General features: G+C 71.1%; 9 protein-coding genes. 3 read left to right on the top strand and 6 right to left on the bottom strand.

All coding sequences use genetic code 11. The annotated features are described in order from the left end of the window. The first annotated feature begins 20 nt into the window (after nt 1-20). Nucleotides 21-1,472: a L,D-transpeptidase family protein gene (locus tag LQ938_RS03655; RefSeq protein ID WP_231341353.1), complete on the top strand. Its 1,452-nt coding sequence runs from the start codon at nt 21-23 to the stop codon at nt 1,470-1,472. Nucleotides 1,473-1,535: 63 nt separating this feature from the next. On the opposite strand, the gene LQ938_RS03650 is transcribed toward LQ938_RS03655, so the two are convergent. After that, complete coding sequence (locus tag LQ938_RS03650; protein WP_223721814.1) at nt 1,536-3,755, bottom strand: NADP-dependent isocitrate dehydrogenase; 2,220 nt, start codon at nt 3,753-3,755, stop codon at nt 1,536-1,538. 172 nt (nt 3,756-3,927) lie between these two features. On the opposite strand from LQ938_RS03650, the gene LQ938_RS03645 reads away from it, so the two are divergent. Then, a complete protein-coding gene (locus tag LQ938_RS03645) occupies nt 3,928-4,380 on the top strand; it encodes a GNAT family N-acetyltransferase (RefSeq protein WP_223721813.1) in 453 nt (150 codons plus the stop codon). 15 nt (nt 4,381-4,395) lie between these two features. Here LQ938_RS03645 and LQ938_RS03640 read toward each other — a convergent pair whose 3' ends face one another. The 5 genes from LQ938_RS03640 to LQ938_RS03620 form a co-directional block, all read right to left on the bottom strand. After that, nucleotides 4,396-5,208 (bottom strand): lytic transglycosylase domain-containing protein, encoded by an 813-nt coding sequence (locus LQ938_RS03640; protein WP_223721812.1) that lies wholly within the window; start codon nt 5,206-5,208, stop codon nt 4,396-4,398. A 44-nt stretch (nt 5,209-5,252) separates the two neighbouring features. Continuing rightward, complete coding sequence (locus LQ938_RS03635) at nt 5,253-7,064, bottom strand: ABC transporter ATP-binding protein (RefSeq protein WP_223721811.1); 1,812 nt, start codon at nt 7,062-7,064, stop codon at nt 5,253-5,255. After that, entirely contained in the window at nt 7,061-8,869 is a 1,809-nt protein-coding gene (locus LQ938_RS03630) for an ABC transporter ATP-binding protein (RefSeq protein ID WP_223721810.1), read from the bottom strand. Before LQ938_RS03630 ends, LQ938_RS03635 begins: the two co-directional genes overlap by 4 nt. 182 nt (nt 8,870-9,051) lie before the next feature. Continuing rightward, nucleotides 9,052-9,576, bottom strand: coding sequence for a methylated-DNA--[protein]-cysteine S-methyltransferase (locus LQ938_RS03625; RefSeq protein ID WP_223721809.1), 525 nt, complete (start codon nt 9,574-9,576; stop codon nt 9,052-9,054). Then, a complete protein-coding gene (locus LQ938_RS03620; RefSeq protein ID WP_223721808.1) occupies nt 9,573-11,228 on the bottom strand; it encodes an AlkA N-terminal domain-containing protein in 1,656 nt (551 codons plus the stop codon). The genes LQ938_RS03625 and LQ938_RS03620 overlap by 4 nt, the downstream gene beginning before the upstream one ends. Before the next feature lie 131 nt (nt 11,229-11,359). Between LQ938_RS03620 and LQ938_RS03615 the strand changes: the two genes are divergently transcribed. Then, nucleotides 11,360-12,808, top strand: a complete 1,449-nt coding sequence (locus LQ938_RS03615) for a dihydrolipoyl dehydrogenase family protein (protein ID WP_223721807.1) — start codon at nt 11,360-11,362, stop codon at nt 12,806-12,808. Nucleotides 12,809-12,825: the final 17 nt, after the last annotated feature.

Below are 12,825 nucleotides of genomic sequence, written 5' to 3'. Positions count from 1 at the left end.
GACTCGCAGGGGGTGAGCGCGTGACCGATCTCGTGACCGGCCCGACGCCGCAGACCGACACGTCCGTTTCGCCCCAGGGTGGCGACTCGTGCGATATCGATGCGCCCACCTATGCCTGGGCACCGGAAGAGCCGGCCGCGAAGAAGCGGCACCTCGGACTCTGGCTCGGCATCCCCGGCGGCGTCGTCGCGGCTGCGGCCGCCGTGCTCTCCCTCATCCTCATCGCCCCCGGAACGGCGGTCGCCGGAGTCCCGGTCGGCGGCCTCACGGTGGGCGCCGCCGCCGACGCCCTCCAGGCGCGCCTGGCCGGAACGACCGTCGAGCTCGAGACCGCGGATGGTGTCGCCACCGTCACGGGAGCCGACCTCGGCGCGACGGTCGATGCTCGGGCCCTCGCCGAAGCCGCGTTCGCCGCGCACCCGATGTGGAACGTGACCCAGTGGAACTCGGCGCCGATCGACGCCGACGTGGCCATCGACGCGACGCAGGCGGAAGAGTCGTTGCGCTCTGCCGCGGGCGCGGCCTACGTCGACCCGGTCGACGCGACGGTCGCTTTCGACGCTGCATCCGCCTCCTACGTCACGACGCCGGCCACCGAGGGCGCCGGTCTCGACCTCGCGACCGTCCGTGCGGCTCTGGAAGACGCCTTCACGAGCGGAGCGGGCACCGCGCGCATCGACGCGACGGTCGTCCCGGTCGAAGCCGCGGTCACGACGCCCGAGGCCGATGCCGCCGTCGGGCGCTTGAACGGCCTGCTCGACACGGTCGGCTTCTACGTCGGCGACGAGCGCACCGTGCCGGTCGACCGCGCGGTCGCCGCATCCTGGCTCACCGTGTCGGACGTCGACGGCGACATCGCCCTCGCGGCGGATGCCGGCGCGATCCAGGCGACCGTCGACACGCTCCCGAGCCTCGTCGACCGCGCGCCGGTCAACGCCACGGTGGTCACCAACTCCGCGGGCGAAACCCTCAGGGAACTCACCGCGGGCCTGGCCGGACGCAGCCTCGACGACACCTCGAGCATCGCGAGCGCGTTCGCCGCGCAGCTCGCCGGTGGCGACGCCGCCTACCGCCTGACGGTCGCCGAGACGCCCTTCCAGACGACGGCGCTGTACCGGCACATCGATGTGAACCTGTCCACGCAGCGCGCGGTCCTCTACGAGAACGACCAGGTCGTGCAGAGCTGGGCGGTGTCGTCGGGTCTTCCGGGCACCGCGACGCCCACCGGCAACTTCGAGGTCTTCGCCCACGTGTCCATGCAAGACATGGGGTGCGGCCCGACCTCGGCCTACTGCACGAAGGACGTCCCCTGGGTGACCTACTTCGCGCCGGACGTGGGCTTCCACGGCGCCTACTGGCACAACAACTTCGGCAACCCGATGAGCCACGGCTGCGTCAACATGCCGGTGTCGCAGGCGAAGTTCGTGTTCGACTGGGCGCCCAACGGCACCGAGGTCTCCGTTCACCACTGAGCGAGACCGAACGACGGAGGGGGCGGATGCTGCAGCATCCGCCCCCTCCGTCGTTTCCGGTGATCAGCCGATCGCGTCGATGATCCCGTTCAGCGTGGCCGACGGCCGCATGACGGCCGTCACGAGCTCGGCGTCGGGGTGGTAGTAGCCGCCGATCTCGACGGGCGCGCCCTGCACCGCCACGAGTTCCGCGACGATCGTGTCTTCGTTCGCCGTGAGCTTCTCAGCAAGAGGAGCGAAGGCCGACGCGAGCTCCGCGTCCGCGGTCTGGGCGGCGAGTTCCCGCACCCAGTACAGGGCGAGGTAGAAGTGGCTGCCGCGGTTGTCGATCGTGCCGAGCGCGCGGCCCGGCGACTTGTCGTTCTCGAGGAACGTGCCGGTCGCCGCATCCAGCGTGTCGGCGAGCACCTTCGCCTTCGCGTTGCCGGTGAAAGTCGCGTAGTGCTCGAGCGAGGCCGCCAGGGCGAAGAACTCCCCCAGCGAGTCCCAGCGGAGGTAGTCCTCCGACAACAGCTGCTGCACGTGCTTGGGGGCGGAGCCGCCCGCGCCGGTCTCGAACAGTCCGCCGCCCGCGAGAAGAGGAACGATCGAGAGCATCTTGGCGCTCGTGCCGACCTCGAGGATCGGGAACAGATCGGTCAGGTAGTCGCGGAGGACGTTGCCGGTGACCGACACGGTGTCTTCGCCGCGCCGCATCCGCTCGAGCGAGAACAGGGTCGCCTCGGCGGGAGGCAGGATCTCGAGCTGGAGACCGTCGGTGTCGTGGTCGGCGAGGTAGCGCGTGACCTTCGCGATGAGCTGCGCGTCGTGCGCGCGGGTCTCGTCGAGCCAGAACACGGCCGGAACGCCCGTGGCACGCGCGCGGGTCACCGCGAGCTTCACCCAGTCCCGCACCGCGATGTCCTTCGTCTGCGTCGCCCGCCAGATGTCGCCCTTCTCGACGTGGTGCTCGAGCACGACATCGCCGGCGGACGTGCGCACCTGCACGACGCCGGGAGCGGCGATCTCGAAGGTCTTGTCGTGGCTGCCGTACTCCTCGGCCGCCTGCGCCATGAGGCCCACGTTCGACACGGAACCGATCGTCGCCGGGTCGAGCGGACCGTTCGCGATCACGTCGTCGATGACCGCCTGGTAGACACCGGCGTACGAGGAGTCGGGGATCACGGCGAGGGTGTCGTCCTCGCCGCCGTCGACGCCCCACAGCTTTCCGCCGTTGCGGACGAGGGCCGGCATCGAGGCATCCACGATGACGTCGGAGGGGACGTGCAGGTTGGTGGTGCCCTTGTCGGAGTTGACGTACGACAGCCGCGGACCGTTCGCGAGGTCGGCGGTGATCGCCGCGGCGATCTCTTCGCCCTGCTCGATCGACGAGAGCCCGGCGAGGATCGAGCCGAGTCCGTTGTCGGGGGTGAGGCCCGCTGCGGCGAGCACCTCGCCGTACTTCGCGAACACGTCGGCGAAGTACGCCTCGACCACGTGTCCGAAGATGATCGGGTCGCTGACCTTCATCATCGTCGCCTTCAGGTGCACCGAGTAGAGCACGTCGTCGGCCTTCGCTGCCTCGAGCGTCTCGGCGAGGAACGCGTCGAGCGCTGCGGCCGAGAGGAACGTGGCGTCGACGATCTCGCCGGGGAGCACCTTGATGCCCGACTTCAGTTCGGTGACGGTGCCGTCGGCCGCGACGTGCTGGATCGAGAGCGCGTCGTCGTCGCCGCTGACCCACGAGGTCTCGTTCGAGCGGAAGTCGTCGTGGCCGAGGGTCGCGACCCGCGTCTTCGAACCCGCCGGGAACGGCTTGTTGCGGTGCGGGTGGTTGCGCGCGTAGTTCTTCACCGACAGCGGCGCACGGCGATCGCTGTTGCCCTCGCGCAGCACCGGGTTCACGGCGGAGCCCTTGATGCGGTCGTAACGCGCGCGGATGTTGCTCTCATCGAGCGAGGACGGCTCGTCGGGGTAGTTCGGCACGTCGTAACCCTGCGCCTGGAGCTCCGCGATCGCAGCCTTCAGCTGCGGGATGGATGCCGAGATGTTCGGCAGCTTGATGATGTTGGCCTCGGGAAGGGTCGCGAGGCCGCCGAGCTCGGCGAGCGAGTCGCCGACGAGCTGCTCGGGCGTCAGGCGCTGCGGGAACGCGGCGAGAATGCGTCCGGCGAGCGAGATGTCGCGCGTTTCGATGTGCACACCCGCTTGCCCGGCGACCGCCTGGACGATGGGTAGGAACGAGGCGGTGGCGAGCGCCGGAGCCTCATCGGTGTGCGTGTAGATGATGGTCGAATCAGGCACGTGTCGTCTCTCCGTCAAGCGATCAGGGGTGTGCGTTCAGCCTACCCCACGGCCGAAAACTATCTCGACGTCAAGATAGTTTTCCGCCTCTGTCAGCGCGCGCGAACGCGGCGCGCGGTAATGCACGGTCCGATCCCTTCGGGGAGGGAGCCGTGCGCGCTAGCCTGTGGGTATGACGGAACTGCGCCTCGAAGAGCTCTCCGCCGCGACGATCGTCGCCGTGAACACGCTGTCCCTCAAGCCCGGGCAGGAACAGTTCCTCGCCCCGGTCAGTTACGGAGTCGCGGCCACCGTGGTCGACCCGCGCACCACCTGGCAGCGCGTCGTGCTCGACGGCGACGAGGTCGTGGGCTTCGTGAGCGCGAACCTGGATGCGGACTCCTCGAACGAGCATTTCCGCTCCGTCCTCTGGCGCATCAACGTCGACGCGGACGAACAGCGCCGCGGCGTCGGACGATTCGCCGTCGACAGCCTGATCTCCGAGGCGCGCGAGCGCGGCATGGACCATGTCGACGTCATCTACGAAGCCGGCGAAGAGGGTCCGGAGATGTTCTTCCGGAGCGTCGGATTCGAGCCGTTCGATGAGACCGAGTTCGGCGAGATCGTCGCCCGCATCCGGATCTGATCCTGCCGCCGGGATTCAGCCGGACGCCCCGTACTGCTGCGCGACACGAGCCACATCGTCGACGTAGACGTCGAGATGGTTGTAGCTGAACACCGCGGTGCGCCATCCGCCGACCGTCGTCATCTCACCCGACGCGCACAGGTAGCGCGCCGCCGCGAGGGCCGCGTCATCGATCTGATTCGGATCCGCCGCGCCGTCGCCGTTCCCGTCGGCGCCCCAGGTGCTCCAGGTGGCGGGGATGAACTGGAGCGGTCCGACCGCGCGATCCCAGACCGCATCCCCGTCCCACGCTCCCCCGTCGGTGTCGGGGATCGCCGCGACCCCGCGGCCGTCCAGCGCCGCGCCGCGGATCGTCGGGGTCGAGTACCCATCGGCCCCGAGCACCGCACCGCCGTGCCGACCGTGATCGGATTCGATCGCCGCGATCCCGGCGATCGTGTTCCACCCGATTCCGCATCCGGGCTGTTCGGCATCGATCACGAGATCGGCGCGCGCGTAGGCCTCGAGCGCACGCACCGGGATCCCCGTGCGCGCGGCCGTCGCCTCGACCCACCCGGCATCCGGCGCGACGACGACCGAGACGCTCTCCACCGTGGCGGCAGCTCCCGCCGCGGCCTCCCCCGCCGGTAACGCCTCCGCCACCGGCGCGACGGCAGCCGACACGACCGGCACGGCGGCCGGAGCCGCGCCCGGGCCCACGTCTGTCGGACGAACGAGCACCGCCCCGGCCACGCACAGCGCCGTCACGATCACGATCCCACCCGCCACGCGCGACCACCGGAGCCCACCGCTCGCGGCGACGGTCGGAGGCGGATGCGGCAGGGGCACGAGCGCGACGCTACGCCGCCCGGTTGAACGGGCGGTGACGCACCTCAGACCAGCGAGGCCCGCCAGGCCGCGTGCAACTGGGCGAACTTACCGGTTCCGGCGATGAGGGTGGCCGGGGTGTCGTCCTCGATGATGCGACCGTGCTCCATGACGAGCACCCGGTCGGCGATCGCGACGGTCGACAACCGGTGGGCGATGATGATGGCCGTGCGGTCGGCGAGCAGGGTCTGCAGCGCCTCCTGGATGAGCCGCTCGCTCGGGATGTCGAGCGACGCGGTCGCCTCGTCGAGGATCAGCACGGCCGGATCGGCGAGGAAGGCGCGGGCGAACGAGATCAGCTGACGCTGCCCCGCCGACACCCGTCCGCCGCGCTTGTTCACGTCGGTGTCGTACCCGTCGGGCAGCGCCTCGATGAACTGCTCGGCGCCGACAGCCCGCGCCGCCCGCTGGATCTCCTCGAAGGTGGCGTCGGGTTTGCCGAGCGCGATGTTGTCGGCGACCGTTCCGCTGAACAGGTACGCCTCCTGCGTCACCATGACGATCGCGCGCCGCAGATCCTTCGGATGCAGTTCCCGAAGGTCCACGCCATCGAGCGTCACACGCCCCGCGGTCGGGTCGTAGAAGCGCGACACCAGCTTCGCGAGCGTCGTCTTCCCCGCGCCGGTGGTGCCCACGAGAGCGATGGTCTGCCCCGCGGGAACGTCGAGCGAGAAGCCCGGCAGAACGACCCGGCCGTCGCCGTACCCGAACTCGACATCGTCGAACCCGATGGCGCCGCGGGCCGAACGCAGGTCGACCGGCGTCACCGGATCGGGCACCGACGGCTCCTCCTCCAGCACGCCCGACACCTTCTCGAGCGCCGCGGCGGCGGACTGGTACGAGTTGAGGAACATCGCCACTTCCTGCAGCGGCGAGAAGAAGTTACGCACGTACAGCACCGCGGCCAGCAGCACACCGACCTCCAACTCGCCGCTCGAGACGCGGAGCCCGCCCCACAGGATCACGAGCGCGAGCGTCGCCGCCGAGATCGCCATGAGGGCCGGCTCGAACGTGCCGAACAGCTTGATCGAGCGCATGTTCACATCGCGGTACTGACCCGACAGCTCGCCGAAAGCCTCGTCGTTGCGCGGCTCCTTGCGGAACGCCTTCACCGCGCGGATGCCGGTCATGCTCTCGACGAACTGCACGATAACCTTCGCGCTCACGACCCGCGACTCGCGGTACACGACCTGGGACCGCCGGTAGAACCACCGCATGAGCAGCCACAGCGGCACGCCCATGATCACGAGGACGGCGCCGCTCTCCCAGTCAAGCAGCAGCAGCGCGACGAGGGTGAACCCGCCGTAGAGAACACCAGAGACGAGTTCGTTCAGCCCGCCGTCGAGCAGTTCGCGGATGGTGTCGAGGTCGCTCGTCTGGCGCGAGATGATGCGGCCCGAGGTGTACGACTCGTGGAACTCGAGGCTGAGTCGCTGCGTGTGCCGGAAGATGCGCGTGCGGAGGTCCATCATGACCGCCTGGGTGAGCCGCGCGGCGACGACCACGTACCAGCCGATGAGCCCCGCCCCGCCGATGGCGGACACGAGGTACACGGCGAACACGCCGATCGCCGGCATCCAGTCCATCCGGTCGATCACCGCAGGAAGCGCCGTGTCGATGCCGTAGGCGATGAGTGCCGGGCCGATCACACGGAGCGCCGTCGAGACGACGAGCACGAGCGCCGCGAGGATCAGATGCCCGCGCAGCGGTGTCACGAGCGAGCCGAGCAGGCGCAGCGACCGGCGCCGGATGTGGCGGCTCTCTTCACGCGTGTAGTCGGAGCGGTCTTCTCCGCCGGTTCCGGTGACGGTCGTCATGACGCGACTCCTTCGTGGGCTGCATCCGCGTCATCGCTGTCGAGACTGGAGATGACGTAGCGGTAGTGGTCCGAGGTGCGCATGAGCTCGGAATGCGTGCCGACCGCGGTGACCCGGCCGTGCTCCATGAGCGCGACGCGGTCGGCGAGCGCGACCGTCGACGGGCGGTGGGCGATGATGAGCGCGGTGGTCTCGGCGAGCACGCGACGAAGCGCCTCTTCCACGAGCGCCTCGGTGTCGACATCGAGGGCCGACAGCGGGTCGTCGAGCACCAGCACGGCCGGGCGCGCCGCGACCGCACGGGCGAGGGCGAGGCGCTGGCGCTGGCCGCCGGAGAGGCTCAGGCCCTCCTCGCCGATGACGGTGTCAACGCCACGGGGAAGCTCGTCGACGAAGCCGGCCTGCGCGATCGTGAGAGCCTCGCGCATCACCCGCTCGCCCTCCGGCGAGGCCGGATCGAGGTCGTCCCGACCGAGCAGCACGTTCTCGCGGACGCTTGCGGAGAAGAGCGTCGCGTCCTCGAACGCCATCGCCACATGGGTGCGGAGCTCTTCGAGCGTCAGGTCGCGGACGTCGACGCCGTCGAGCGTGACCCGACCGCCCGTCACGTCGTAGAGCCGCGCGGGGAGCGTCGTGAGGGTGGTCTTGCCGGAACCCGTGAGACCGACGAGAGCCATCGTCTCGCCCGGCTCGAGCGCGAGGTCGACCCCGTCTAGGAGGTCGCGCTGCGTCTCGGGCGCATCCTGATAGCGGAAGTGCGCGTCCTCGAACACGAGTCGCCCGCGCGCCGTCGGGATCGTCTTCGGCGCGGCCGGATCGACGATCGTGTTCTCCTCGTCGAACACCTCGTAGATACGGTCGGTGGCCGTGCGGGCGTCGAGCATGAAGGAGAAGAGGAAGCCGATGGATTCCATCGGCCACCGCAGCACGGTCGCCATCGCGAAGAAGGCGAACAGCTGCGCGACCGAGAGCTCACCGAGGCTGGCGAGCACGATGCCGGCGCCCAGGCAGAACGCGAAGGCGATCTCCGGCAGCAGCACGAGCCAGAACCAGATCTGCCCGATCGCCCGAGCCTTGCGGAGCTCGGTCTGACGCAGCGTCTCGGCCTGGCGGGTGAACTTCGCCAGCGCGTGCCCGCCCCGACCGAAGGCCTTCAGCACGCGGATGCCGTGCACGCTCTCCTCGACCGACGTCGCCAGATCGCCGGCCTGGTCCTGACTCTGCCGGGCGAGCGTGCCGTACTGCTTCTCGAAGTGGAAGCCGGCGTACCAGAGCGGCGCGGAGAAGATCAGGAAGATCACACCGAGCAGCCAGTGCCACTGGAACAGCAGCACGGTGCCGATGGCGATCGTGAGCACGTTGACGACCAGCAGGATGAGGCCGAACGCGAGCCAGCGGCGGATGAGGCTGATGTCCTGCATCATGCGGCTCAGCAGCTGTCCGGACTGCCAGCGGTCGTGGAACGAGACCGGGAGACGCTGCAGCCGTCGGTAGAACCCGGTGCGCAACTCGTACTCGATGTGCGTCGAGGGCGCGAGCACGAACCAGCGCCGCGCCCACACGAGAATCGCCTCCGCCAATCCCAGGGCGAGGACCGCGATCGCGCCCCACAGGATCTGGCCGGGGTCGCCCGAAGCGATCGGGCCGCCGACGACGCCCTCGAGGACGAGGGGGATCATGAGCGCGACGATGCTGGCCGCCAGGGCGCTGACCGCGCCGAGGATGAGCCGCGGAAGCACGGGGCGCGCGAACGGAAGCAACCGCGCGAGGGCGCGCGGAGTGGAGAGCGTGGAAGAGGGTGTCATGGTTCCTGGGGGGTGCGTGGCGCAGGTCCGGAGCCCCGCGATCGGCGGGGCGCATGCGGAGGGAGAGCAGCCCTCCAGAATATGCCTGTGGATTCGCTGGATGCAACACGCGCGAGCGCCACACCCTTCCCGGGACGGTGCTCGCCGCGCTCAGACCGTCCGCCGCACGACGCCCTCGACGCTCAAGTCGTCCGGTGCACGACGAGCTCGCCGCGCTCGCCGCGCTCGCGGTCGAGAAGGCTGCGCTTGACGTCGAGCCCCCAGGCGAAGCCGCCGAGCGCTCCCCCGGTGCGAAGCACGCGGTGGCACGGCACGAACAGCGCGGGTGCGTTCCGGGCGCAGATGGATGCGGCCGCCCGCACCGCCCGCGGAGAGCCCAGGACGATCGCGAACTCCGTGTAGGTGAGCGGCGCGCCGGGCGCGATGCTCCGCAGCGCGCGCCACCCGGCGAGCTGACCGACCGTGCCGACCTGGTGCACCGCGACGTCGTCGATCGCCGTCACGTCGCCCGCGTAGTAGGCGCGCACGGCCGCCATGGCCTCGACCGTGCCGTCCCGGGCCTCCGCGGGCCGCGCCGCCGCGCGCAGCCGGCCGAGGGCGACCTCACGATCGGCCGTCCACCCCGACGCGAGCACGCGCTGGCGGTCGTCGACGAGCGCGGTGAAGGGCCCGTCGGGGGTGTCGATGGTCTCGATGAGGGCGGTCATGGCGTCTCCTGGGTGGGGGTGGTCGCGAGTCGTCGGACCGCTGGGGCAGATGTGAACTCGTGGGACGGATGTGGCGCCGCGGCGGGGTCCGGTCCGACGACTGCGGTCCTCTTCCGCGCCGCCGGGCGAGAGGCGGCCGCCGCGGGCGCCGCGCGCGCCACAGTCGGCCCAGCCACAGCGGCCGCCCGGGCGGCCGCCCCGGGCGCCGCGGCGGCGCGCCACAGGTGCGCCGTGAGGTAACTCCGCCAGGGTGCTCCGCGCTCGGCCCAGGCCGCGATGCCCCGGGGGTCGGCGGGGAGGCCGAGCCGTGCGCCGCCGGCACGGACGGCCACGTCGCCCGGGAGGAAGACGTCGGGGTCACCCGTCACCCGCATCCGCACGTAGTCCGCGGTCCACGGCCCGATGCCCGGCGTCGCCAGCAGTCGCGCGCGCTGCTCCTGCGCATCGTCGCCCGCGTCGAGGGTCAGGGTTCCGTCGGCGAGCGCCGCGGCGGCGCCCGTGATCGCGCGGATGCGGGCACCCGGCCCGCGGAGCACGTCCGCGCCGTGCGCCGCGATCGCGGCCATCGTCGGGAACAGCCGGTCCGTGCCGGCGTGCGCGGGTACCCGCTCGCCGAGCGCATCCGTCAGCGCGTTCAACGCGGTGCGCGCGGCGGCGACCGTGATCTGCTGCCCGACCATCGCGCGGATCAGCATCTCGTGCGGATCGGCGGCGCCGGGCACTCGGATCCCGGGCACGGCGCGCACGTGGGCGGCGAGCTCCGGGTGGCGGGCGAGTGCGTCATCGACCGCGGTCGGGTCGGCATCCAGGTCGAACAGCCGGCGCACGCGCGTGAGCAGCTGGGGCAGGTCCGACAGGCGCGTCAGCCGCGTCCGCAGCCGCAGGGCGTCGGGCGTACGGCGCACCTCGAACCACGCGGTGCCGCTCGCGAGGCGGAGGGTGCGGGCGAAGGAGTCGGGGGTGGCCGTCTCGGCGCCCGCGACGGCGCGGACGTCCATCCACCCGAAGACGCCGTCGAGGTCGATCGGCCCTCGGTGCGCGAGCACCAGCTCGATCGTGCCGGACTCGGCGTGATATTCGCCGCGACGCCGCGCGCGGAGGGCGAGCGGGGTCATCCCGAAGACCTCGCGCACCGTCTCGTTGAACTGGCGGATGCTGGCGAAGCCCGCCGAGAAGGCGACCTCGGAGGCGGGCAGGTCGGTGCCGACGAGCAGCATCCGTGCCGTGTGCGCGCGATGGGCGCGGGCGAGGGCGAGGGGCCCCGCCCCCAGTTCCGCGGTCAGCACGCGCGTGAGATGCCGCGACGAGTATCCGAGCCGCTGCGCGAGGCCGGGAACCCCGTCGCGTTCGACGACTCCGTCGGCGATCAGCCGCATCGCCCGGCCGGCGACGTCGGCGCGGAGGTCCCACTCCGGCGAACCCGGTGCGGCCTCCGGAAGACAGCGCTTGCACGCGCGGTACCCCGCTTCGTGGGCGGCCGCACTGGTCGGGTAGAACGTGACGTTCGCGGGCAGCGGGGTGCGGGCCGGGCAGCTCGGACGGCAGTAGATGCCGGTCGTGCGAACGGCGGTCACGAACTGGCCGTCGAACCGCGCATCGCGCGAATGGATGGCGCGATAGCGTTCGTCGAACGACATTGCGGCGAGGGGCATGCACTCAGCCTGACACGCGCCGGCGCCACCCGCTCGCGGTTTTCGGACACGGCAGCGCGGCACGCCGGGGGCCATCCCGCGGGGTCCGCAAGCCCTCGCGCCCGGTGACCGGAACGAGATAGCGTCGCGGCATGACCGACGCCGCATCCGGAGCATCCGCCACCCGCACGTACGACTTGATCGTGATCGGGGCGGGCCCGGTGGGCGAGAACGTCGCCGATCGCGCGGTGCAACGCGGACTCACGGCGGTCATCGTCGAGAGCGAACTGGTCGGCGGCGAATGTTCGTACTGGGCGTGCATGCCCTCGAAAGCGCTCCTGCGAGCGGGCTCGGCACTTCGCGCCGCGCGGGCCGTCGACGGAGCGAAGCAAGCGGTCACCGGAGACGTCGACGTCGCCGGTGTGCTGCGACGCCGCGACACCCTGACGCACTCGTGGAACGACTCCTCGCAGGTGGAGTGGCTGCAGGGCGCCGGGATCGATCTCGTGCGCGGTCACGGGCGGATCGTCGGAGAGAAGCGGGTGAGCGTCACCTCGGCAGATGGCGGCGTGACCGAGCTCATCGCCCGCCACGCGGTCGCGGTCTGCACCGGCAGTTCCGCTCTGCTGCCCGACACCCCCGGACTCGCCGAGATCTCGCCGTGGACCAGTCGCGAGGCGACCAGCGCCGAGCAGGTGCCGGAGAGTCTCGCCATCATCGGCGGCGGAGTAGTGGCGGCCGAGATGGCGAACGCGTACAGGGACCTCGGCGCGTCGGTGACGCTCGTCGTACGCGGGTCGCTGCTCGGCGGGATGGAGCCGTTCGCCGGCACGCTCGTCGGTGACGCGCTGCGCGAGCGCGGGGTCACGCTGCGCCTCGGCACCGAGGTCACCGAGGCGCGTCGTGAGGGCGATACGGCCGAACTGACTCTCTCGAGCGGCGAGACCGTGCGCGCCGCGGAGGTGCTCGTCGCGACGGGTCGCCTCCCGCGCACCGACGATCTCGGGCTCGAGAGCATCGGGCTGGAGCCGGGCACCTGGCTCGAGGTCGACGACACGATGCGCGTGCACGGCTCGGACTGGCTGTACGCCGTCGGTGACGTCAACCACCGCGCTCTCCTCACCCACCAGGGCAAGTACCAGGCGCGCGCCGCGGGCGACGTCATCGCCGCACGAGCCACCGGCGGCACGGTCGACGACGCGCCCTGGGGCACGCACGTCGCGACGGCTGACCACGACAGCGTGCCGCAGGTCACCTTCACCGACCCCGAGGTCGCGTCGGTCGGCCTCACGGAAGCGGCCGCGCAGAAGGCCGGGCGCCGCATCCGCACCCTCGATTACGACCTCTCCTGGGTCGCCGGCGCCTCCACGTTCAGCGACGACTACGTCGGCACCGCGCGCGCGATCGTCGACGAGGACCGCCAGGTGCTGATCGGCGTCACGTTCGTGGGGTCCGAGGTCGCCGAACTGCTACACGCCGCCACGATCGCGATCGTCGGCGAAGTACCCATCGCCCGCCTCTGGCACGCCGTGCCCGCCTATCCCACGCTCAGCGAAGTGTGGCTCCGCTTTCTCGAGACCTACGGGCGGCCGACCGCCTGAGGACGAAGAACCGGGTC

Source organism: Microbacterium sp. cx-55, assembly GCF_021117345.1.
Lineage (GTDB): Bacteria > Actinomycetota > Actinomycetes > Actinomycetales > Microbacteriaceae > Microbacterium.
The sequence above is the reverse complement of the archived record's forward strand: the minus strand, read 5'-3'. Positions and strand labels throughout refer to the sequence as shown.

Excerpts from the sequence above, each read along its gene's own strand:
- LQ938_RS03630 (WP_223721810.1), bottom strand. The coding sequence starts at position 8,869 with ATGACACCCTCTTCCACGCTCTCCACTCCGCGCGCCCTCGCGCGGTTG.
- LQ938_RS03625 (WP_223721809.1), bottom strand. The coding sequence starts at position 9,576 with ATGACCGCCCTCATCGAGACCATCGACACCCCCGACGGGCCCTTCACC.
- LQ938_RS03615 (WP_223721807.1), top strand. The coding sequence starts at position 11,360 with ATGACCGACGCCGCATCCGGAGCATCCGCCACCCGCACGTACGACTTG.
- LQ938_RS03620 (WP_223721808.1), bottom strand. The coding sequence starts at position 11,228 with ATGCCCCTCGCCGCAATGTCGTTCGACGAACGCTATCGCGCCATCCAT.
- LQ938_RS03635 (WP_223721811.1), bottom strand. The coding sequence starts at position 7,064 with ATGACGACCGTCACCGGAACCGGCGGAGAAGACCGCTCCGACTACACG.
- LQ938_RS03645 (WP_223721813.1), top strand. The coding sequence starts at position 3,928 with ATGACGGAACTGCGCCTCGAAGAGCTCTCCGCCGCGACGATCGTCGCC.